Here is a 22,488-nt window from a genome sequence, read left to right as displayed (position 1 = left end):
CTGTAATGGTTACAGTTGCGTCCAACACTCGCGATCGTATAGGAGGTCCGGTGAGCGACGTCCTCGAGGACCGCACGGAGACCAGCGTCGAACTCGGTGAGCGCGCGGCCCGGCGGGCCGAACCGCGCATGCTGATCGACGGCGCACTGAGCGAGGCCACGACGGGCGGGCGGTTCGACAACGTCAGCCCCGCGACGGGGCGGGTACTGGGCACCACCGCGGCGGGCACGGCCGAGGACATGGACCGGGCGATCGCGGCGGCGCGGCGGGCGTTCGACGAGTCGGAATGGGCGACGGATCGCGCGCTGCGGGTGCGGTGCCTGCATCAACTCCGGGAGGCCATCGAGGCCGAGCGTGAGGCGCTGCGGGAGGAACTGGTCGCCGAGGTCGGGTGTCCGGTGATGTCCACCCGCGACGCGCAACTCGACTGGCCGCTGGCCGAATCGCTGCGCTATCCGGCCGCTCTCGTCGACGAGTACGGCTGGGCCCGAATCCTTTCCGGTGGTGGGCTGTTCGGCGAGCGCAACGTGCGCACCGTCGTCAAGGAACCGGTCGGGGTGGTCGCCGCCATCACACCGTCGAACTACCCGATCGAGGTCATCCTCAACAAGCTCGGACCCGCATTGGCCACAGGCAATACCGTCGTGCTCAAACCGGACCCGCACACGCCGTGGAACGCCACCCGGCTCGGCCGGTTGATCGTCGAGCACACCGACATCCCGCCCGGCGCCGTCAACGTCGTCCCGACACCGTCCAACGAGGTCGCCGGTCTGCTGGCTACGGACCCGCGGGTCGACATGGTGTCCTTCACCGGATCCACCGCCGTCGGCAAGCACCTGATGCGTCAGGGCGCCGACACGATGAAGCGGACCTTCCTCGAACTCGGCGGGAAATCGGCACTGATCGTGCTCGACGACGCCAACCCCTCGCGGATCCTGCCCGGCGCCATCGGCGTCCTCGCGCATGCGGGCCAGGCTTGCGCGATGACGACGCGGCTGATCATCCACGAGTCGCTGTTCGACCAGGCGGTCACCGACATCGCGGCGGCATTCGAGGCGGTGCCGGTCGGCGATCCGGCGGCACCGTCCACGTTCGTCGGTCCGCTCATCAGTGCCCGCCAGCAACGCAAGGTGCTCGACGCCTGCGAGCAGGCGCGCCGCGACGGGGCCGAGATCGTCACCGGCGGTGGCCTCGTCGAGGGTCTGCCCGGCCATCTCGCCGGCGGTCACTTCGTCGCGCCCACACTGATCACCGGGGTGGACGGCGGCGCCGCGATCGCTCAGGAGGAGATCTTCGGCCCGGTCCTGGTGGTGCTTCCGTTCACCGACGACGACGACGCCGTCAGGATCGCCAACGACAGCGTCTTCGGCCTCGCCGGCGCCGTGCTGTCGTCGTCTCTCGAGCGGGGCATGAGCGTCGCGCACCGCGTCCGCACCGGGTCGATCGGCGTCAACGGCGGCATGTTCTACGGCGCCGACGCACCCTTCGGCGGTTACAAGAGCAGTGGTGTCGGACGGCAGTGCGGGACAGAGGGGTTCGAGCAGTACCTCGAGACCAAGACGATCGCCCATCGCATCCCGAGGGCGGATCGCTAGTCAGGCCAGGCTGCGAAAGCGCACCGGCAGTGCGGTCGGTGACCGCAACGGCTGGCCGTGGATATGCGGAGAAGATCCACCGTAGGGTTCCGCACAGGTCTACTGTAACTATTACAGTAATGCGGAACACCAGGAGCTGGCGGATGGGTGACATCGGGAACTGCGCGGGGGAGCTGCGCGGGGCCCTCGACCGGCAGCGCGAAGCGTTCCTCTCCGAGGGTCCACCGTCGCTGGCGGTGCGGCGCAACCGTATCGACCGATTGCTCGCACTCGTCCTCGACAACACCGACGCCCTCGTCGAGGCGACCGCGGCGGACTACGGGTCCAGGTCGAAGTCCGCTGCGCTGTTCGCCGAGATCCTCGGCATGATCTCGGTCATCGAGCACACCCGCGCCGAACTGCCGACGTGGATGAAGACGGCCACCCTGATGCGTGCGGCCCGGCTGATCGGCCTGCGAGCAGAGGTCGAGCCGTCACCGCTGGGCGTGGTCGGCGTCATCGGCCCGTGGAATTTTCCGGTGAACCTCGTCGTGCTGCCGGCGGCCGCGGCGTTCGCGGCGGGCAACCGGGTGATGATCAAGATGTCCGAGACCACCTCGCAGACCGCGGATCTGATGGGCGACCTGGCGCCGCGATACTTCGACAGCAGTGAGCTGACCGTCGTCACCGGCGGCGCCGACGTGGCCGTCGCGTTCTCGAATCTGCCTTTCGACCACCTGTTCTTCACCGGGTCACCCGCGATCGGCGCGCTGGTGCAGCAGGCCGCTGCCCGCAACCTCGTCCCGGTGACCCTCGAACTCGGCGGAAAGAACCCGGTCGTCGTCTCGCCCGAGGCCGACATGCGCCGTGCCGCCGGCCGGATCGCCGCAGGCCGCCTCGTCAACGGCGGACAGGTCTGCGTATGCCCCGACTACGTGTTCGTGCCCGAGGACCGGGTGGACACCTTCGTCGAGGTGGCGAAACGCACCTGGCGCAACATGTTTCCCACGATCGTCGACAATCCCGACTACTGCGCGTCGGTGAACCCGGCCAACTTCGCCAGGGTGGTGGGCCTCGTCGAGGATGCACGGGACAAAGGCGCACGGGTCGACGCCGTCTGTCCGGCAGGCGAATCGCTGCCCGACACGCTGAGCCGCAAGATCGCGCCCACGCTCGTGCGCGACGTGGCCGACGATATGCGTCTGGCCCAGGAGGAGATCTTCGGGCCGGTGCTCGTGGTGCGCGGATACCGCCGACTGGCCGATGCGGTGGACTACATCAACCGGCGGCCCGCGCCGCTGGTCGCGTACTGGTACGGACCCGACGACGCCGACTTCCGCACCTTCGTGCGCACCACCCGCAGTGGCGGCGTGGCACGCAACGACTTTGCCGCCCAGATGATTCCCTCCGCCGCCCCGTTCGGAGGGGTCGGGCGCAGCGGAATGGGGGCCTACCACGGCAAGGCGGGATTCGACACCTTCAGCCACCACCGATCGGTGGTCGGCAGCGACCTGCCGTTCAGCATCACCGGACGCGCGGCGATGCCGTTCACCGGACCCATGCGGGTGGGTGCCAACCTCGCACTCCGTCGGGCCCGCACCCGCACCCGCCGCCGACTCGGCCGAGCACCGAAGAGGATGACATGACGCTGTCCACAGTGGTTTTCGATCCGTTCTCCGAAGAGTTCTTCAACGGACCGTACGAGACCTATCGGAGGATGCGGGACGAAGCGCCGGTGTATTACAGCGAGGAGTACGACTTCTACGCGCTGAGCCGCCACGCCGACGTGGCGGCCGCCTTCAAGGACTTCGCGACGTACTCATCGGCGCGCGGCGTCGATCTCGCCATGGTGCGCAACGACACTCCGCCACCCCACAAGTCGATCATCATGATGGACCCACCGGAGCACCGGCACATGCGCAGCCTGCTCAACAAGGTGTTCACCCCCCGTGCCATCGGATCGCTGCGGCCGATGGTCGAGGAGGTGATCGAGGACTGCCTGTCCGCCGTCGACCCCGACGGCTTCGACATGGTGGCCGACTTCTCGGCGCTGTTCCCGATCGAGATCATCAGCCGGATGATCGGCGTGCCCGCGCAGCACCGCCAGCAGATGCGGGTGTGGGTCGACGACTTCCTGCACCGCGAGCCCGGGGAGGTCGAGATGGGCGAACGCGGGATGCAGGCCGGCACGCAGATGGCGGTCTTCCTCTACCGGTTGACCAAGGAGCGGCGCCACGACCTCGGCGATGACCTGCTGAGCCGGTTGATCACCGCCGAGATCGAACGGGAGAACGGTGAGCACGCTCCGCTGGACAACATCGAGATCACCCAGTTCGCGATGCTGCTGGGCGGTGCCGGGGCGGAGACCGTGACGAAGCTGATCGGCAACGCCGCCGTGGTGTTCGCGCGCAACCCCGGCCAGTGGCACACGCTGCTCGACGACCGCGACAAGATCCCCGCCGCGGTCGAGGAACTCCTGCGCTACGAAGCACCGGCGCAGTACAACGTCCGCTGCTCGCGCACGGATGTGACGATGCACGGGGTGACGATCCCGGCCGGTAAGCCCGTCTTCCTGATCGGCGGCTCGGCCAACCGCGACGCCGACGCGTGGACCGATCCGGACACCTTCGACATCGACCGCGACCGCACGCAGGCGCAGAACCTCGGCTTCGGCTACGGCATCCACAGCTGCCTGGGGGCGGCGCTGGCCCGGATGGAGAGCGCCGTCGCGCTGGAGAAGATGCTGGACTTCATGCCGCGGTACGAGGTGGCGTTCGAGGGCTGCCGGCGGGTCAACATGCAGAATGTCGCCGGCTGGCAGAACGTCCCGGTGCGCGTGCTGCGCTGACGTCAGTCGGTACTCGCCTGTTCGCGGGCCCAACGGTAGTCGGCCTTCCCGGCCGGGCTGCGCTGGATGGTCGGCCGGAACACGACCGCCTTGGGCAGTTTGTAGCGCGCGAGAGTGCCGGCCGCGTGCTCGATCAGTTCCGCGGCACCGGCCCGGGCGCCGTCGGTGAGGGCGACCACCGCCACGACTTCCTGGCCCCAGCGGTCGCTGGGCCGTCCCGCGACCAGGACGTCTTGCACTGCGGGATGGGAGGAGAGCGCGAGCTCGACTTCCTCGGCGAAGATCTTCTCCCCTCCGGAGTTGATGGTCACCGAATCCCGGCCCAGCAGTTCGATCGCACCGCCCTCGAGATGCCGGGCGCGATCACCCGGCACCGCGTACCGCACGCCGTCGACGACAGGGAAGGTGGTGGCGGTCTTGGCGGCATCCCCCTTGTAGCCCAACGGAACATAGCCGCGCTGGGCGAGCCAGCCGAGCCCGTCGTGGCCGGGCGACAGCACCGTGCTGAGGTCTTCGGCGATCACGCAGGTATCCGGGCCGGCGTTGAACATCCCGGTCGCGACCGCGCCGTTCATCGACAGGTGGGTCATCTGCGCCCCGGTCTCCGACGATCCGACCCCGTCGATCACCATCGCGTTGGGCATCAGATCGATCAGGCGTTGTTTGGTGGTCGGGGTGAGGAACGCACCACCGTTGGCGATGACCGCCAGCGACGACAGATCAGGTCCGCCCGTCACTCCGACAGCTTGTTCGACGGCATCAGCGAGCGGGCGGGCCATCGCATCGCCCACGACCGTCACCACCGCGGCCTTCTCGCGCTCGATCGTGCGCAGGGCGTCCTGCGCATCCAGCCGGTCGACCACCGAGGTGAACACCACGGTCTGACCTGTCGTCAGCGCGGTCATCACCGCCCACTGCGCGGCCCCGTGCATCAGCGGCGGCAGGATCAAGAGCGTGGTACCCGGGTTCGCCGCCGCCCGCTGGGCGATGTCGTCGAGGGAGGCGACGGTGTCACCGCCGTAGAGCGAGCGGCCGCCGAAGGCGGTCATGAAGATGTCGTGCTGGCGCCACAGCACCCCCTTCGGCATTCCGGTGGTGCCCCCGGTGTAGAGGACGTAGAGGTCGTCGGGGCAGGGGTGCACCGGTGGTGGCGCTGCCGGCCCCGATCCGACGATGGACTCGTAATCGACAGCGCCCGAGAGCAATTCGTTGCCGGAGTCGTCGGCGATCTGGATCAGGGTGCGTAGCCGCGGCAACTCCGGCAGGACTTCTGCCACCCGCGGCGCGAACACCGCGTGGTAGAGCAGCGCGGTGGCGCCGGAATCGTCGAGCAGATAACGCAACTCGTCACGGACGTAGCGGTAGTTGACGTTGAACGGCGCGACCCGCGACCGGAACGCGCCGAGGAGGCCCTCGACGTATGCGCTGCTGTTGTAGGCGTAGATGCCGAGCAGATCCTGCCCGGTCTCGTGCCCGCGCAGCGCGGATCGTTCGGTGTGACAACCTAAGCCCGCGGTGTGCAGGAACGCCGCCAACCGGTTCGAGCGCGCGACGATGTCGGTGTAGGTGTGGCGCTGTGCGCCCTGCACCAGGAGTTCGCGGTCGGGTAACACCGCCGCCACCGCGTCGGCCACCTCGGGCATGGTGAACTCCATCAAGCCTCCTGCGTCCAGATCGGCAACAAGTCGTCGGTGGTGGTGATCGTCGCCAGCAACGACAGCGTGTTGTCGAGGCCGTCGGCGCGCCGCTGAACCAGGCAGTGCACGACCGTGACGCCGGCGGCGCGGGCGACCGGCAGCAGCCGTGCGATGTTCGGCAGAGCCGCCCGGCGGGCCTCCTCGGCCAGTGCGGCCAGGCCCGCGTCGGGTCCGACCACCGCACCCTGCAGTTCCGGGGTGACCAGCGCAGTGTGCCCCGGCGCCACCAGCTCAGCGAGGCGTGCCGTCATACCGAGGCGGGCACGTGGTAGAACTGCTTGGCCCATTCCCGCATCGCCATATAGGGTTTCGCGTCGATCTTCGACAGCGCCGGGCGTTCGACGTACCGCTGGTAGCGCCAGATGTCGAGATCTTCCCAGACGGTGCGCAGAAACTGCTTCTCCACCCGCGCACGCACCTCCTCGGGCGGGACGTCGGAGGTCTCGCCGTCGAGCTTCGGCCACCAGATGGAATAGAACATGTCGGACACGCCGTCGTCGACGGGTGTGCAGGCGAAGATCAGACGATGGTTCGAGGAGCCTTCGAACACACTCACCGCGAAACCGAGTCCCGAGAAGTGGCTGTGGATCAGCAACGCCATCTTGTCGGGATCGTCGCCACGGGCGTCCGGCCAACCGGTGAGGAAGCGCCACTCCTCGCCGACGACTTGCCAGTCGAGGCACACCGGCGTCACCGAGGCGCCGTGCACGTACCGGAAATGTGAACTGTCCGGGCCGTTTTCGGCGACGATCTGCGGATGGACCGGTTCGTTGTCGGCGCGGCTGGAGAACTCCGGGTACGGGCGGTAGTAGGCGTCGGGGTCGGTGGGGAACTGGGGGAACTTCTCGAACAGGTCCGGCAGCGGCCACTGCGGTTCCGCGCCGTTGGGATGGTGCCAGACGAACACGCAGTCGTACTGTTCGACGACGGGGTAGACCCGAAGCTTCAGCGCCCGGTTCGGCCGCTCCGGCTGGTACGGGATGTAGGTGTTGTCGCCATGCGGACCCCAGCGCCACCCGTGGAACGGGCACTCCACGCAGTCGCCGACCACCGTGCCGCCGTGACCGAGGTGGGCGCCCAGGTGTTTGCAGTGCGCTTCGAGCACGTGCAAGCTGTTCGACTCGTCGCGGTAGGCGACCAGATCCTCACCGAAGTAGTGCAGAGCCTTGGTCTCCCCGGACGGGAACTCCGCCGACCAGCCGACCATGAACCAGCCGGTGACCTTCCACGTGAACGGAACCTTCATACCGCACCCATCGATCGGATTCCCTCGTTCCGGTCAACTACTGTAAGAGTTACAGTAACATCCCCGCGGATTGATCGAACGCCATTCGACCGATGGGATCTGCGATGGACGGCACACCGGGTCGCCGGCGGGCACTGGTGCTCGGGGCCAGTGGAAACGTAGGTGCCGCGGTGGTCCGGCGCCTCGTCGCCGAGGGGCACGACGTTCGGGTCCTGTTGCGCCGCAGCAGCTCCACCAAGGGCATCGACGGTCTCGACGTCGAGCGGCGGTACGGCGACGTCTTCGACACCGAGGCGGTCACCGCGGCGATGGCCGACCGGGACGTCGTCTTCTACTGCGTCGTGGACACCAGGGCCCACCTGGCCGATCCCACCCCGCTGCTCGAGACGAACGTGGAGGGGTTGCGCGGGGTCCTGGAGATCGCCGCCGGGGCGAACCTGCGGCGCTTCGTCTTCTTGAGCACGATCGGGACCATCGCCGTCGGCGTGAACGGCGAGACGGTGAACGAGGACACGCCGTTCAACTGGAGCGGTAAGGGTGGGCCCTATATCGAATCCCGGCGCCAGGCGGAGGATCTCGTGCTGCGTCATGCGCGCGAACGCGGTCTGCCCGCGGTGGCGATGTGCGTGTCGAACCCCTACGGCCCGCCGGACTGGCAGCCCAAGCAGGGTGCGCTGGTGGCGCTGGCGGCTTTCGGCAAGATGCCCTGCTACCTGAGGGGAGTCGGGGCCGAAGTGGTGGACATCGACGACGCCGCGCAGGCCCTGGTGCTGGCCGCCGAGCGCGGCCGCATCGGTGAGCGGTACATCGTCTCGGAGCGATACATGTCCCAGCGCGAGATGTTCACCATCGCGGCCGAGGCGGTGGGCGCGCCGCCACCTCGGTTCGGTCTGCCCATGGGGCCGGTCCGTCTCGCGGCTGCGATCGCCGGCGCATCGAACCGGCTGCTGCACACCGACTTCCCCATCAACGCGGTCGCAGCGCGGTTGATCGCACTGACGTCCCCGGCCGACCACGGGAAAGCGACCCGAGACCTCGGGTGGCACCCCGGCCCCACCGCGGAGGCGATACGCCGCGCTGCCCGCTTCTACGTCGACCGCCGCGACCGCAACGAGCAGGTGGTTAACCTGTGACCGAGCCCTCGGGTGTCGAGGTGCTCGTCGTCGGCGCCGGATTCTCCGGCCTCTACGCCCTGCACCGGTTGCGCGAGCTCGGGGTGGCCGCCCGGGTGGTGGAGCGGGCCGACGGCGTCGGGGGAACCTGGCTGGTCAACCGGTACCCCGGAGCCCGCTGCGACATCGAGAGCATCGAGTACTCCTACAGCTTCTCCGAGGAGATCGAGCAGGAGTGGGTGTGGACCGAGACGATGCCGGCCCAGCCCGAGATCGAGGCGTACCTGAACTTCGTCGCCGACCGGCTCGACCTGCGCCGCGACGTCGACTTCGGCACCGAGATCGTGTCGATGACGTTCGACGAGGACGCCGCCGAATGGGTGCTGGAGACCGCGGCAGGCGGCCGCTACGTGGCACCGTTCGTCATCGCTGCCACCGGCATCCTCTCTGTCCCCCTGGGGCCCGACATCGCCGGGATGGACACCTTCACCGGAACCTCCCTGTTCACCAGCCGCTGGCCTCGCGAGGGCGTCGACCTGAGCGGGAAGCGGGTCGGGGTGATCGGCACCGGATCGACCGGTGTGCAGCTGATTCCGGTCGTGGCTCGGGAGGCCCACCAGCTGGTCGTGTTCCAGCGGTCGGCGGCGTACACGCTGCCGTGGCGAGTGCGGCCCTTCGAATCCGGCGAGCTGGCGGAGCTCAAGGCCCGCTATGGGGAGATCCGCGCGGCCCAGCGCGAACACCCCGTGGGTGCGGCCCGGCTCAGTGCCTTCTCGGTGCTGCTCGACATGCTGGTCCGGCCGCCGTTGAAGAGCGCCACCCCCGAGGAGCGACGCCGGGCGGTCGAGGAGAACGGTGTCCTGGGTGCGCTCAACTGGGGCGACATCTTCTTCGACATCGAGGCCAACCGGATGGCCGCCGAACTCTACGGCGAGGCGGTGGCCCGGATCGTCCGTGATCCGCAGACGGCGGCCGCGCTGGTGCCGACGCACCCGTTCGCGTGTAAGCGGCCGATCATCGACCAGGGGTACTACGAGACGTTCAACCGGGACAATGTGACGCTGGTCGACCTGCGCCGCGGCGCCATCCGATCCGTCACGCCGGCGGGTATCGACACCGAGCAGGGCTCTTTCGACCTCGACGTGATCGTGTACGCCACCGGCTTCGACGCCATGACCGGTGCGCTGACCCGCATCGACGTCCGTGGCCGCGACGGGGTGCTGTTACGCGACGTGTGGGCGATGGAAGGTCCGGTGTCCTACCTTGGCCTGCAGGTCGCCGGTTTTCCCAACCTGTTCACCGTGCAGGGTCCGGGAAGCCCGAGCGCGGCAACCAATTTCGTCGCAGCACTGGAGCAGCACGTGGACTGGATCGCGGACTGCCTGGACTTCCTGCGCGGCCGGGGGCACCGCACGATCGAGGCGCTGCCCAGCGCGCAGACCGAGTGGATCGACCACACCACCGCCCTGGTCGCGCCGACCGTTCTGGTACATCCATCGTGCAACTCCTGGTACAACGGCGGAAACGTCCCCGGGAAGAAACGGATGTACATGGGCTACACCGCCGGGCTGCCGGAGTACCGCCGCCGATGCGACGAGATCGCCGCCGCCGGATATAGCGGGTTCACGCTGGGATGAGTCACCATGACGCGCACGGCACGTGACGTGGTGGAGCTGTACAACCTCACGGTGTGGAACGAGCGCGACTTCGCGCTGGCCGACGAGTTGATCGGCGACACCGTCGTCCGCCACGACGTGGGGGAGGCGACGACCCTGACCCATGAGCAGGCCGTGCAGCGGATCATCGACCACTGGGAGATGTTCCAGACCGTCCGATTCGAGCTCAACCTGGTGATCGCGGGCGACGACGGGGAACACGTCGCGATCGTCTACCAGTCACCGATGACCCTGAAGGACGGGACACAGACGACGATCGGCAGCATGGAGGTGTTCCGCGTCGTCGACGGCAGGATCACCGAGGTCTGGAACTGTGGCTACAAACAAGGGATCTGGCATTGACTGAGGGCACACTGCACGAGCTCGGTTACTACCTGCTGGCCGGCGCCGGTGGTGAGGGCCCCGCCACGCTGATGGACGAGGCGCGTCGCGGGGAAGAGCTCGGCTTCGGGACGGCGTTCATCTCCGAGCGCTGGAACGTCAAGGAGGCGTCGTCTCTGGTGGGTGCCGCGTGCGCGGTGACCGAGCGGATGCAGATCGCCACCGCGGCAACCAATCACAACACCCGCCATCCGCTGATCACCGGATCGTGGGCGACGACGATGCACCGGCTGTCCGGCGGGCGGTTCACGCTCGGCCTCGGCCGCGGCATCGGCGCCATCTACGGCGCGTTCGGCATACCGGCCGTCACGACCGCCCAGTTGGAGGACTTCGCGCAGGTGATGCGTCGGCTGTGGCACGGCGAGCTGATCTTCAACCATGACGGGCCGATCGGGAAATACCCGGTGCTGTTCCTGGACCCGGACTTCGACGAGGACATCCGGCTGGGTCTGGTGGCCTTCGGTCCGCAGACACTCGCGCTCGGCGGTCGCGCATTCGACGACGTCATCCTGCACACCTACTTCACCCCCGAGACGCTGCAGCGTTGCGTGAAGACGGTGAAAGACGCCGCCGAACAGGCCGGGCGTGACCCCGACAGCGTGCGGGTGTGGTCGTGTTTCGCGACGGTGGGCGATCACCTTCCCGAAGAGTTGCGGCTGAAGAAGACGGTGGCCCGGCTCGCCACCTACCTGCAGGGCTACGGCGACCTCCTGGTCAAGACCAACGGCTGGGATCCCGCTGTCCTGCAACGGTTTCGGGAGGACTCGGTGGTGACGTCGATACCCGGAGGAATCGACCACAAGGCCAGCGCGGAGCAGATCGAGCACATCGCGACGCTGATCCCCGACGAATGGCTGGCACCGGCCGCGACGGGTTCGGCCGCGCAGTGCGTCGAGCGGATCCGCAAGGAGTTCGACTACGGGGCCGACGCGCTGATCATGCACGGCGCGACGCCCGAGGAACTCGCGCCGATCGTCGAGGCGTACCGGTCGACCGCAGGCTGACCACTGCGCGAGCAGACGCAAACTAGCCCTATTTGGGGCGAAATTGGGCGAGTTTGCGTCTGCTCGCCGAGGGAAGTCAGGGCATGATCAGGGTGCGGGCCACCGGTTCCGCGACCGCCTGCCTGCTGAAGACGCCGTGCTGCAGCGCCGTCAGCAGCCTGTCCCGCGTCTCGACCGGTGAGATGAGCTCGTCGAATCCGAGGTGGCCCGCCGAGCGGTAGCTCGCCTCCAACTCCATGGTCTTGAGCACCTCGGCGTAATCCTCGCCCGCGTGCGTCGCCCGGCTCATCGCGGCGGCGCTCATCGCGCCCATGGTCGCCCCCGGATAGGCGAAGGTCGCCACCTGGTTGTCGAAACCCAACAGCGACATGGCCATCGAGCCGAAACCGAACGCCTTGCGCAGCGTGACATGCAGTTTGAGGGTGGACGCCGCGGTCTGGGCGGCGAACATCCGGGCACCGCTGCGCAGCACACCGCTGCGCTCGGACCGGCTGCCGGGCAGCATCCCCGGGTTGTCGGCGAGGAACACGATGGGTAGGTGGAACGAATCGGCGACGGTGATGAAGTGGGCAGCCTTGTCGGCGGCATCGGAGTCGATCGAGCCGGCCATCACCTGCGGCTGGTTCGCCACCACCGCGACCGGGAAGCCACCCAGATGCGCCAGCGCACAGATGAGCGCCTGGCCGAACCGCGGCTGCACCTCCAGCCAGTCGGGACGGTCGAAGACCACGTCGAGGACTGTGCGCATGTCGTAGATGTGGCGGTTGTCGCGGGAGACGATATCGAGTAGTTCCGGCGTGGGGCGCGGGTCGGCGGTGTGGTCAGCCAGCCGGGTTGGTGGGTAGGACCACGCGCTGGACGGGAAGTACGACAGGTACCGACGGATGTCGTCGATCACCGTTTCGTCGTCGTCGGCGTAGTTGTGGATCACCCCGCTGGCCAGCGCCACGGCGGGCCCACCCAGGTCCTCCTTCGAAATGTCCTCTCCGGTGGACTCTTTGACCACCGGAGGTCCGGCGGTGAAGATTGCGCCGGCCGCGCTCATGATGGTGAAGTCGCACACCGGCGCCACCAGCGCGCCGTGTCCGGCCGACGGCCCCAGCACCGCCGACACCGTGGGCACCTTCCCGGAGCACTGCGCCTGCACGATGAGATCGGTCGGGGCGCGCCCGTAGTGTTCGCCGCTGGGCCGGAAGCCCGCGCCCTCCAACAGCATCACCATCGGAATCCTGTTGCGCAGAGCCAACTCTGCGAGCCGATACCGTTTGGCGTTGCCGCCGGGGCCGATGCTGCCCGCCAACGTCGTGAAGTCCTCGGCCCCGACCATCACCGGTGTGCCGCCGACCCGGCCGGACCCCGCGACCAGCCCGTCGGCCGCGATGTCACCGCCGACCAGCGTGCCGAATTCGCAGAACGTGTCCGGGTCAAGCAGGCGGGCGATGCGGGCCCGCGCGTCGAGCTTTCCCTTGCCGTGATGCTTGGCGACCCGATCCGGCCCGCCCATGCCGTACGTGTGCGCCCGGCGACGTTCGAGATCCTCGAGCGTCTCCTTCCACTCCTGTGCGTCCGTCACGGGGCGGCCCTCACTCACGGTCGTTGACCTTACTGAATTGCTTACTGTAGCGTCATCTCCCATGGTTGACGGCGTGGCGCCCGGCCTCAGAATCGACCGGGGTATCCCCAGCCAGCTCACTCGGGTGCCCGAGGTGGCCACCGCTGTAGAACGCCAGGGTTACGACGGCTGCTGGACCGGGGAGATCAACCACGATCCGTTCTTCCCCCTGCTGCTGGCGGCAGAGCACACCACGCGCCTCGAGATCGGCACCAGCATCGCGGTGGCGTTCGCGCGAAACCCCATGACCGTCGCCAACATCGGCTGGGATCTGCAGGCCTACTCCCACGGCCGGTTCCTCCTGGGCCTGGGCACGCAGATCCAGCCGCACGTCGAGAAGCGCTTCTCCATGCCGTGGAGTCACCCGGTGCGCCGCATGCGGGAGTTCGTCACCGCGCTGCGTGAGATCTGGTCGTGTTGGCACGAGGGCACACCGCTGCGGTTCGAGGGCGACTTCTACACGCACAAGATCATGACCCCGATGTTCGTGCCCGAACCCCACCCGTACGGCGTGCCGAAGATCTTCATCGCCGCGGTCGGCGAGGCGATGACGCGGATGTGCGGTGACGTCGCCGACGGTCTGCTGGCGCATGCGTTCACCACCAGGCGCTATCTCGACGAGGTGACCGCGCCGGCGCTGCAGGAGGGGTTGGACCGCACCGGGCGGTCCCGCAGCGACTTCCAGGTCTCCTGCCCGGTGTTCGTGGTCACCGGAGAAACCCCCGAGGGCCTCCACGCGGCCGGTGTCGCGACCCGCAAACAGCTGGCGTTCTACGGGTCGACCCCCGCCTACCGCAAGGTGCTCGATCTGCACGGTTGGGGCGATCTGCACACCGAATTGCACCGGTTGTCCCGGCAGGGCGAATGGGACGCCATGGGAACCCTGATCGACGACGAGGTGCTCGCGGCGTTCGCCGTCGTCGCGCCGCTCGACTCCGTCGCCGCGAAGCTGAGCGAACGCTGCGACGGGGTGATCGACCGTGTGCTGCCCGCATTCCCGGCCGGCGTGCCCGACGACGCCGTCACCGCCGTCCTGCGCGAGCTGCGCGGCCTGCCCGCCGCCGCGGAGAGGAGCCACCCGTGAGCGTCCCGATCATCGACGAGGCGGCCCGGGTGTTCGCGACTCCCAGGGCCTACACCGACGAACCGGCACTGCACACGGCGCTGACCCACCTGCGTGCGCACGCGCCGGTGTCGTGGGTGGACGTCGAGGGCTACCGGCCGTTCTGGGCGATCACCAAACACGCCGACATCCTGGCGGTCGAGCGGGCGAACCACGTGTTCACCAACTCGCCGCGCTCGGTGCTGATGACGGCGGCGGCCGACGAACTGCAGGCGGGCGTGGGGATCCGCACGTTGATCCACCTCGACGACCCCGAACACCGCGACCTGCGGGCCATCGGTGCCGACTGGTTCCGTCCGAAAGCCATGCGCGCGCTGAAGGTTCGGGTCGAGGACCTCGCCAGGATCTACGTCGACAAGATGCTCGAGACCGGGCCGGAATGCGATTTCGTCCAGCAGGTCGCAGTCAACTATCCGCTGTACGTGATCATGTCGCTGCTCGGCGTGCCCGAAAGCGACTTCCCGCTGATGCTCACCCTCACCCAGGAACTGTTCGGCAGCGACGACGAAGAATTCAAACGTGGTGCCACACAGGAAGACCAGATGGCGGCGCTGCTCGAGATGTTCCAGTACTTCACCGCGTTGACGGCCTCGCGTCGGGAGACTCCCACCGAAGACCTGGCCTCGGCCATCGCCAACGCCCGGCTGGGCGGCGAGCCCCTCTCCGATATCGACACGGTGTCCTATTACGCGATCGTCGCGGCCGCCGGCCACGACACCACCAGCGCCACCATCTCCGGCGGCATGCTCGCGCTGATCGAGCACCAGGATCAGCTCCGCCGGCTGCAGGCTGACCCGGCCCTGATGGGGCTCGCGGCCGAGGAGATGATCCGGTGGACCACACCGGTCAAGGCGTTCATGCGCACCGCGGCGCAGGACACCGACGTGCGCGGCGTCCCGATCCGGGCGGGCGAATCGCTTCTGCTGTCCTATGTTTCGGGAAACCGCGACGAAGACGTGTTTGATGCGCCGTTCGACTTCGACATCGGCCGCGACCCCAACAGGCACGTCTCCTTCGGCTACGGCGTGCACTTCTGTCTGGGTGCGGCCCTGGCCCGCATGGAGGTCAGCAGCTTCTTCGCCGAGTTGGTGCCGCGGTTGCGCTCCGCCGAACTCGCCGGTCGGCCCCAACACGTCGCGACGACGTTCGTCGGCGGGCTCAAGCACCTGCCGATCCGGCACGCCCTGGTTTAGCTCAGCAGCACCGCGCCCCGGGGTTGGCGTCGGCGGCCGCATGCCGCATGCGCCAGTACTCCCGCTCGCTGAGCACCGGCTGTCCCGGATGGGTGCGCCGGCGGTGCTCGACGTAGCGGCGGTAGTGGTTGTCGCCCATCAATGAGGCGACGTACCAACCGATTTGGTGTGCGATGCCGACAACGCGTCCCACTGCTTCTGCACCTCCTTCTCGCGTGCGGTGGTGTGCAGCCCCGAGGGCCCGAAGATGCGCGACGGCACCGGCTCGTCCTCGGTGGTCGGCGGCGCGGTGCCCCGCAGTGCGCGGATCGCCATGACCACCCCCGCGGCGAAGACGACCACCACCAGCAGGGCGAACACGATCGACAGAGTGCCCTGGATGAACGTGTTGCGGATGACGGCGTTCATCTGGTCGGCGTTCTTGGCCGCCCCGAACGACTCCTGGCCCTGCGCAAGCGCGTTCTTGTACTGGAAGTGCTGGGTCCAGTAGCCGACCTTCGGATCACCGGAGAAGATCTTCTGCCACGAGGCGGTCAGCGTGATGACCAGATCCCACAGCAGCGGGATGCCCGGGACCAGCGCCCACTTGCGGTGCCCCTTTTTGAGCACGACGACGGTGACGACGGTCAGTGCGATCGCCGCCAGCAACTGGTTGGCGATACCGAACAGCGGGAAGAGCGTGTTGATACCGCCGAGCGGATCGGTGACCCCCATCAGCAGGATGCTGCCCCACGCGGCCACCACGATCAGGCTGCAGATCCAGGCGCCGACGCGCCAGCTCGGATCCTTCAGCTTGCGCAGTGGCCCACCGAGATTCGACAGGCCGTCCGACAGCATGAACCGCGCCACCCGGGTGCCGGCGTCGACGGTCGTGAGGATGAACAATGCCTCGAACATGATCGCGAAGTGGTACCAGAAGGCCTTCAGCGCATTGCCGCCGAACACACTGCTGAGCACCTCGGACATGCCGAACGCCAACGTGGGCGCACCGCCGGTGCGTGACACGATCGAGCTCTCGCCGACGCTTCTGGCGGCCTCGTCGATTTCCTGCGGGGTGATCGGGGCGCCTGCGAGTCCGAGGCCGTTGACGTACTCCGCCGCGGTCTCGGCGGTGCCGCCGGTCTGGGCGGCCGGCGCGTTGAGCGTGAAGTACAGGTGCTGGTTGATGATCGCGGCGGTGATCAGCGCCATGATCGCCACGAACGACTCGGTCAGCATGCCGCCGTAGCCGATCAGGCGCATCTGGCCTTCCTTCTCCAGCATTTTCGGCGTGGTGCCCGAGGAGATCAGCGAATGGAACCCCGACAACGCACCACAGGCGATCGTGATGAACAGGAACGGGAACAGCGATCCGGCGAACACCGGCCCGGTGCCGCTGGCGGCGAACTGCGAGACCGCGGGCGCCTCCATGACGGGCCGGGCGATGAGGATGCCGACCGCCAGCAGCGCGATGGTGCCGACCTTCATGAACGTCGACAGATAGTCGCGCGGGGCGAGCAGCAACCACACCGGCAGCACCGACGCGGCCAACCCGTAGGCGATGATGCACCAGCTCAGCGCGACCGGCGACAGATCGAACCACGATGCCCCCCAGGAGGTTTCGGCGACCCACCGGCCGGAGGCGACGGCCAGCAGGAGCAGCAGTACCCCGATCACCGACACCTCGGACACCCGGCCCGGCCGCAGGAAGCGCAGGTAGACGCCCATGAAGAGCGCGATGGGGATCGTCATCGCGATGGAGAACACGCCCCACGGACTCTGGGCCAGCGCCTGGACGACGACCAGTGCCAGCACGGCCAGCAGGATCACCATGATGACCAGCACGCCGACGATCGCGGCGGCCCCGCCGACGGCGCCCAGCTCGTCGCGAGCCATCTGGCCCAGCGAGCGGCCGCGCCGCCGCACCGAGATGGACAACACCAGGTAGTCCTGCACACAACCGGCGAAGACGGCGCCGATGATGATCCAGATGGTGCCCGGAAGGAATCCCATCTGCATCGCCAGGACCGGCCCTACCAGTGGACCAGCGCCGGCGATGGCGGCGAAGTGGTGACCGAAGAGCACCCGACGGTCCGTCGGCACGTAGTCGGTGGCGTTCTCGAAAAGCTCGGCCGGGGTGGCGTTGTCGTCGCGTGGTTTGACGATGTTCATCTCGATCAGGCGCGCGTAGAACCGGAACGCCACCACGTAGGTGCAGATGGCCGCGATCACGAACCACACGGCGTTGACCGTCTCACCGCGGAAGAACGCGATCACGGCCCAGGCGATCGCCCCGATCAGCGCGATGATCCCGAAGATGACCTTGTGTCTGGTGGTGATGGGGGACCGGTCGATGATCGCAACCGGCGGCAGGTCTTTGTCCGTTCGGATATAGGTGACGTCGCCGTCGGTCTCCTCGAAACGCTCGGCCGGTGCGGCGGTGGGTGTTGCCACGGTCTCTCCCTCGATGGCGCGACAGTTCCAGATTCCTGTGGTCGATCCTTGCACCGACCTGATCGGCGGTGAGCCGATTCCCGGCTTTCGTGCGGTCACTCGCGTTCGTAGAACGCACGAACGGTGTCGATGGTGTCGGCCTCGGCAGGCGACTTGTCGTCACGATATTGAAGGACGCGCGCGAACCGCAGTGCCATTCCCCCGGGGTAGCGGGTCGAACCCTGCACCCCGTCGAACGCGATCTCGACGACCTGCTCAGGCCGTACCCGCACCACGTAACCGTCCGTCGGGCCGTCGGCCAGCTCCAGGAACCGGGTGGTCTGCCACTCGAGCATCGCGTCGGTCATGCCCTTGAACGTCTTGCCCAGCATCACGAAGGCGCCGGTCGCGGGGTCACGGGCGCCGAGGTGGATGTTGGACAGCTTGCCGGTGCGCCTGCCGTTGCCCCATTCGACGGCGAGGACGACGAGGTCGAGGGTGTGGACGGGTTTGACCTTCAACCAGCCCGCTCCCCGGCGGCCGGCCTCATACGGTGCCCCCGGAGACTTGGCCATCACGCCTTCGTGACCGGCGGCCAGCGTGGCGTCGAGGAAGCGTTGGGCGGCGGCGCCGTCGTCGGTGACGAGCCGGTCCACGCGGTGGGCCGCGGGTACCAGGTGGTCGAGCACCTTGGCGCGTTCGAGGGTCGGCAGGTCGAGCAGATCGGCGCCGTCGACGTGCAGCAGATCGAACACGAACACCGACAGGGGTTGCGTGGCGCGCGAGGCGGCCCGCCCGAACCGCGACGCGGTGACCTGGAATCGGTGCGGACGGCCGTCCGGCCGCAGCGCGATCGCCTCGGCGTCGGCGATGAGGGCGGTGACCGGCAGCGCCAGCGCCGCCTCGACGACCTCCGGCAAGCGGTCGGTGACGTCGTCGAGCGAGCGGGTGTAGACCGAGACCTCGGACCCGTTGCGGTGGATCTGGACGCGGGCACCGTCGAGTTTGGCCTCGAACACCGCCGTCCCGCCCAGCCGGTCCAGTGCGTCGGCGACGCCGGTCGAGGTCTGGGCGAGCATCGGTCCGACGGGTCGGCCCACGCGCAGTGTGAATTCCGCGAGCGCCGCCTCACCGCCGGTGAGCGCCCCGGCCGCGACGGCGGGCAGGTCCCCGGCGAGCATCGCCGCACGCCGGACGCCGGTGGCGGGGACGCCGGCCGCCTTGGCGACGGCGTCGGCCATCACTCCGATCAACGCGCCCTGACGAAGTTCGCCGGTCAGCAGTCCGCGCAGGAAGGTCTGCTCCACATCGGTGGCGGCGGCGAACAAGGCGGCGATCAGGCCCGCCCGGCGGCCCTGTGAGCCCTTACCGGCGACGGCCCCGATCTCCGAGAGGGCCGCGTCGACCCCCTGCACGGTCAGCACCGGTGCGGCGGCCGGCGCGGGTAGGGAACGCAGCGCCGCCCACCCGACCCCGATCTGGCGCTGCGGGAGTTCGCCGGACAACCACGCGACCACCACCGCGACCAGGCGGGCATTCTGTTCGACGCCCGCGCGGCTCAGCAGATCGGCGATCCGGGCGGTCTTGGCCAGCCGCGACGACATGGCGCCGACGTCAGCCGATGCGGTGGCGACATCGACGAGCAACACATGACGAGGATGGCACGCGAGGGTGACAACGCCGCGAGGGACGTCAGCCGAGCAGCTCGGTGAGCACCGCGGCCTCTTCGCGCAGAGCCTCCGCACGCTCGCCGAAACCCCCGGCGTCCACTTCGGCAGCGGCGCTGAGCCGTTCGTCGACCTCCGCCCGCAGCAGAGACCGGATCTCGTTGTCGGTCAGCACCCGGCGGGCCGCCTCGGTGGCGCCGAGGCCCGCGACACTGCCGGCGATCGCGCCGCTGACGGGTTGGTGTCCAGCGGTGTCAGCCGGCGTTTCGGCGTTGTCGACGGCGGCGAGCGCCGACCGCAGCGCCGCGGTGCGGACGGCGTCGCGCTGCTTACGCGCGGCGAGCAGTGCGGAGCGCAGCACCGTGCGCCAATGCTCGGCCGGGGTGGTCATGGCCGGTGAATCTAATGCAGCCGCGATCGATCGAGCCACCGTTTTTCGTCGCGGTCGACGGGCGCGAGCGTACGCGGACCGCGGTGCCGCGGCGGCCTGTCGCGGGGCAGACGCGCTGTGTCGCGGGCCTAGGTGACGTTGAAGACGATGCTGTGCCAACCGGTCGCGCCGTCGGGCACCGGATCGGCGCGGTCGGCTGTCTGGACCGCACCGGTGTTGTCGGTGGCCCGCACCGTGATGGTGTGCAGACCGCGGTCGCGGGCCTCCCAGTCAACCGTCCACAGGCGCCAGGTGTCGTTCGAATATCCCGCCCCCAACGTGGCGGGCCGCCAATCGCCCTGACCCCCGGGAGGGTCGATGCGGACCTCGACGGCGCGCACCCCACGGTCCTGCGCCCACGCCACCCCGCCGAAGCTGACCGGGCCGGAGGCGACGTCGGCACCGCTACGCGGCACGTCGATTCGCGACTCCGTCTTGATCGGCCCGCGCTCGGACCAGCCCAGCTTCGTCCAGTACGCCTGCGCCCGGTCGAACCGGGTGAGTTTCAGGTCGACGAGCCACTTGGTGGCCGACACGTAGCCGTAGAGGCCGGGGACCACGAGGCGGGCCGGGTAGCCGTGTTCGGTCGGCAGCGGTTCGCCGTTCATCCCGATCGCCAGCAGCGCATCGCGCGCATCGGTCAGCGCCTCGACCGGCGTGCCCGCGGTGAAGCCGTCGTGGGACGTGGACAGCACCATGTCGGCGTCCGGGTGGATACCCGCCTCCGCCAACAGGTCCCGCACCCGGTATCCGGTCCACGTGGCGTTCGAGATGAGTTCTCCACCCACCGGGTTCGACACGCAGGTCAGCGTCACGACCTTCTCCACCACCTCGAAGCGCTCGAGATCGGCGAAGCGGTAGGTGATCTCGCGGTCGACCATGCCGTGTACGCGCAACTGCCACTCTTCGCGGCTGACTTGCGGCACGCTCAGCGCCGTGTCGATCCGGTAGAAGTCGGCGGTGGGCGTGATGAACGACGGCAATGCCACCCCGGGGGGCTGCACCGCCGTCGGGATGGCCCGCGCGGGCACCTCGACCCGCGGCAGCGCGAACGCCGTACGGTCTCCGGAGACCGAGGCGGCCCGCCGGGAGAGGGCGGCGCCGGCCACTCCCGCGACACCACCGGCGACGAGCACGCCCAACGTGACCAGCGAGAGCCGCCGCCCCCGGTCGACACCGTCTTCGGGCGCCGGTTCGGCGGTGTCCGTGAGCCGTCCCGACAGGAGGAATTGCAGCACCGCCACACCACATGCGGTGCCCACGACCGTCGGGATGGTGTCTGGCACACCGGCACCGGACCGCGACAGCACTGCGGCACATCCGAGGACCCCGCCGGCCACGATGACGGCGCTGCCCACCGGAAACCGCCGGGTCTGCAGCGCGGCGCCGGCGGCGGCGAGAACGGCGATCACCGCGAGCACCAGCACGGACAGCACCAGCTTGTCGGCCATGCCGAACGTCGTGATCGCCCATTCCTTGACCGGGCCGGGTGTCTCGTCGATGACCGCGGAACCCACGGCGGTGCGAGCGTCGGCCTGTGGACCGAACAGCACAGCCACCAACTCGGTGACGCCCACCGCGACCGCCGCGGCGGCGATTCCGCACCACGGGCGGGTGGTGCGCGGAAGGCCGGCCATGCTCGCCAAGGTAGTCAGTCACGCACCCGAAAGCCTTACCGAACACTGACGTCGGCTAGGTTCCTTTACAGTCCGACCTCAAAGTGGAAAGGGAGCTAGATGGAGATCGAGGGCAAGAAGGCCGTCATCGTCGGGGGTGCCTCCGGCTTCGGCCGCGCCACCGCCGCCGCGCTGACCAAGCGTGGCGCCACCGTCGCAGTGCTCGACCGACCGCAGTCGAAGGGCCAGGAGGTGGCCGAGGAACTCGGCGCGACCTTCTATCCCGTCGACGTGATGGATTTCGCCGGCACCGAGCAGGTGCTGGCCCAGGCCGTCGAGGCCCTCGGCGGCCTGCATGTCGCCGTCACCACGGCCGGCGGCGGTTCGGCCATGCGGACGCTGTCCAAGAACGGCCCGCACGATCTCGACGTCTTCCGGCAGGTGCAGGACCTCAACACCGTCGGCACCTTCAACATCAGCAGGCTGGCCGCCGAGCACATGAGCAAGAACGAGCCCGAGGACGACGAGCGCGGCGTCATCATCAACACCTCGTCGATCGCCGCATTCGAAGGTCAGATCGGACAGGTGGCTTACACCGCGTCCAAGGCGGCGATCGCCGGAATGTGCCTGACCATGGCACGCGACCTGGGCAGCCTCGGTATCCGCGTGCTCGCGATCGCACCGAGTCTGTTCGCCACCGGGTTGACCGAGGGCATCCCCGACGAGTTCGCCGCGCAGCTGACCAAGGACGCCGCGTTCCCCAAACGGCTCGGCCGGCCCGACGAGTACGCCAAGCTCGCCGTCGCGATCGTCGAGAACGCGATGCTCAACGGGCAGTGCATCCGGCTCGACGCGGGGCAGCGGTTCGCCCCCAAGTAACCGGGCGCGGTCGCGGCG

General features: G+C 68.6%; 18 protein-coding genes and 1 pseudogene. 10 read left to right on the top strand and 9 right to left on the bottom strand.

Going from position 1 to position 22,488, the window contains the following annotated elements; all coding sequences use genetic code 11:
• Nucleotides 1–50: 50 nt before the first annotated feature.
• From I7X18_RS19270 to I7X18_RS19260, 3 genes are all read left to right on the top strand, one after another.
• Nucleotides 51–1,595, top strand: coding sequence for an aldehyde dehydrogenase family protein (locus I7X18_RS19270; protein WP_193043624.1), 1,545 nt, complete (start codon nucleotides 51–53; stop codon nucleotides 1,593–1,595).
• A gap of 143 nt (nucleotides 1,596–1,738) precedes the next feature.
• On the top strand, nucleotides 1,739–3,220 hold the full coding sequence (locus I7X18_RS19265; protein ID WP_193043623.1) for an aldehyde dehydrogenase family protein: 1,482 nt from the start codon (nucleotides 1,739–1,741) through the stop codon (nucleotides 3,218–3,220).
• Entirely contained in the window at nucleotides 3,217–4,422 is a 1,206-nt protein-coding gene (locus I7X18_RS19260; protein ID WP_193043622.1) for a cytochrome P450, read from the top strand. Before I7X18_RS19265 ends, I7X18_RS19260 begins: the two co-directional genes overlap by 4 nt.
• Nucleotides 4,423–4,424: 2 nt before the next feature.
• Here I7X18_RS19260 and I7X18_RS19255 read toward each other — a convergent pair whose 3' ends face one another.
• The 3 genes and pseudogenes from I7X18_RS19255 to I7X18_RS19245 form a co-directional block, all read right to left on the bottom strand.
• The gene (locus tag I7X18_RS19255) at nucleotides 4,425–6,077 is read right to left on the bottom strand and encodes a medium-chain acyl-CoA ligase Mig (protein WP_193043621.1); all 1,653 of its coding nucleotides are present in this window, start codon (nucleotides 6,075–6,077) and stop codon (nucleotides 4,425–4,427) included.
• 74 nt (nucleotides 6,078–6,151) lie between these two features.
• A pseudogene (locus I7X18_RS19250) lies at nucleotides 6,152–6,370 on the bottom strand (cysteine hydrolase); the annotation flags it as partial.
• Nucleotides 6,367–7,365: an aromatic ring-hydroxylating oxygenase subunit alpha gene (locus I7X18_RS19245; protein ID WP_193043619.1), complete on the bottom strand. Its 999-nt coding sequence runs from the start codon at nucleotides 7,363–7,365 to the stop codon at nucleotides 6,367–6,369. The pseudogene I7X18_RS19250 and the gene I7X18_RS19245, both read right to left, overlap by 4 nt.
• 92 nt (nucleotides 7,366–7,457) lie before the next feature.
• Between I7X18_RS19245 and I7X18_RS19240 the strand changes: the two genes are divergently transcribed.
• Genes I7X18_RS19240 through I7X18_RS19225 form a run of 4 tightly spaced genes read left to right on the top strand, consistent with a single transcriptional unit; the run spans nucleotide 7,458 to nucleotide 11,538 of the window.
• Nucleotides 7,458–8,498: an NAD-dependent epimerase/dehydratase family protein gene (locus I7X18_RS19240; protein ID WP_193043618.1), complete on the top strand. Its 1,041-nt coding sequence runs from the start codon at nucleotides 7,458–7,460 to the stop codon at nucleotides 8,496–8,498.
• Nucleotides 8,495–10,114: a flavin-containing monooxygenase gene (locus tag I7X18_RS19235; RefSeq protein WP_193043617.1), complete on the top strand. Its 1,620-nt coding sequence runs from the start codon at nucleotides 8,495–8,497 to the stop codon at nucleotides 10,112–10,114. The genes I7X18_RS19240 and I7X18_RS19235 overlap by 4 nt, the downstream gene beginning before the upstream one ends.
• A gap of 6 nt (nucleotides 10,115–10,120) precedes the next feature.
• On the top strand, nucleotides 10,121–10,495 hold the full coding sequence (locus tag I7X18_RS19230) for a nuclear transport factor 2 family protein (protein WP_193043616.1): 375 nt from the start codon (nucleotides 10,121–10,123) through the stop codon (nucleotides 10,493–10,495).
• A complete protein-coding gene (locus tag I7X18_RS19225) occupies nucleotides 10,459–11,538 on the top strand; it encodes a TIGR03857 family LLM class F420-dependent oxidoreductase (RefSeq protein WP_193044006.1) in 1,080 nt (359 codons plus the stop codon). The genes I7X18_RS19230 and I7X18_RS19225 overlap by 37 nt, the downstream gene beginning before the upstream one ends.
• Nucleotides 11,539–11,614: 76 nt before the next feature.
• Here I7X18_RS19225 and I7X18_RS19220 read toward each other — a convergent pair whose 3' ends face one another.
• Nucleotides 11,615–13,111, bottom strand: coding sequence for an acyl-CoA carboxylase subunit beta (locus I7X18_RS19220; protein WP_193044005.1), 1,497 nt, complete (start codon nucleotides 13,109–13,111; stop codon nucleotides 11,615–11,617).
• A gap of 61 nt (nucleotides 13,112–13,172) precedes the next feature.
• Between I7X18_RS19220 and I7X18_RS19215 the strand changes: the two genes are divergently transcribed.
• Together I7X18_RS19215 and I7X18_RS19210 are read left to right on the top strand one after the other, a co-directional pair.
• Nucleotides 13,173–14,234, top strand: a complete 1,062-nt coding sequence (locus I7X18_RS19215; RefSeq protein ID WP_193043615.1) for an LLM class F420-dependent oxidoreductase — start codon at nucleotides 13,173–13,175, stop codon at nucleotides 14,232–14,234.
• Nucleotides 14,235–14,245: 11 nt separating this feature from the next.
• Nucleotides 14,246–15,466, top strand: a complete 1,221-nt coding sequence (locus tag I7X18_RS19210) for a cytochrome P450 (RefSeq protein ID WP_404822714.1) — start codon at nucleotides 14,246–14,248, stop codon at nucleotides 15,464–15,466.
• Between the two features lies 1 nt (nucleotide 15,467).
• Here the strand turns inward: I7X18_RS19210 and I7X18_RS19205 are convergent, their stop codons facing one another.
• The 5 genes from I7X18_RS19205 to I7X18_RS19185 form a co-directional block, all read right to left on the bottom strand.
• Nucleotides 15,468–15,605, bottom strand: coding sequence for a YbdD/YjiX family protein (locus I7X18_RS19205; protein ID WP_232375275.1), 138 nt, complete (start codon nucleotides 15,603–15,605; stop codon nucleotides 15,468–15,470).
• The gene (locus I7X18_RS19200; RefSeq protein ID WP_193043612.1) at nucleotides 15,605–17,899 is read right to left on the bottom strand and encodes a carbon starvation CstA family protein; all 2,295 of its coding nucleotides are present in this window, start codon (nucleotides 17,897–17,899) and stop codon (nucleotides 15,605–15,607) included. The genes I7X18_RS19205 and I7X18_RS19200 overlap by 1 nt, the downstream gene beginning before the upstream one ends.
• A gap of 95 nt (nucleotides 17,900–17,994) precedes the next feature.
• A complete protein-coding gene (locus I7X18_RS19195; protein WP_193043611.1) occupies nucleotides 17,995–19,527 on the bottom strand; it encodes an ATP-dependent DNA ligase in 1,533 nt (510 codons plus the stop codon).
• A gap of 43 nt (nucleotides 19,528–19,570) precedes the next feature.
• Complete coding sequence (locus I7X18_RS19190; RefSeq protein WP_193043610.1) at nucleotides 19,571–19,936, bottom strand: GatB/YqeY domain-containing protein; 366 nt, start codon at nucleotides 19,934–19,936, stop codon at nucleotides 19,571–19,573.
• A 128-nt stretch (nucleotides 19,937–20,064) separates the two neighbouring features.
• Nucleotides 20,065–21,612 (bottom strand): molybdopterin-dependent oxidoreductase, encoded by a 1,548-nt coding sequence (locus I7X18_RS19185; protein WP_193043609.1) that lies wholly within the window; start codon nucleotides 21,610–21,612, stop codon nucleotides 20,065–20,067.
• Nucleotides 21,613–21,711: 99 nt separating this feature from the next.
• On the opposite strand from I7X18_RS19185, the gene I7X18_RS19180 reads away from it, so the two are divergent.
• Nucleotides 21,712–22,470, top strand: coding sequence for an SDR family NAD(P)-dependent oxidoreductase (locus I7X18_RS19180; RefSeq protein WP_193043608.1), 759 nt, complete (start codon nucleotides 21,712–21,714; stop codon nucleotides 22,468–22,470).
• The last annotated feature ends 18 nt before the right edge of the window (nucleotides 22,471–22,488 follow it).

Origin of the sequence: Mycolicibacterium baixiangningiae, assembly GCF_016313185.1 — a bacterium.
Taxonomy (GTDB): Bacteria; Actinomycetota; Actinomycetes; order Mycobacteriales; family Mycobacteriaceae; genus Mycobacterium; species Mycobacterium baixiangningiae.
The sequence above is the reverse complement of the archived record's forward strand: the minus strand, read 5'-3'. Positions and strand labels throughout refer to the sequence as shown.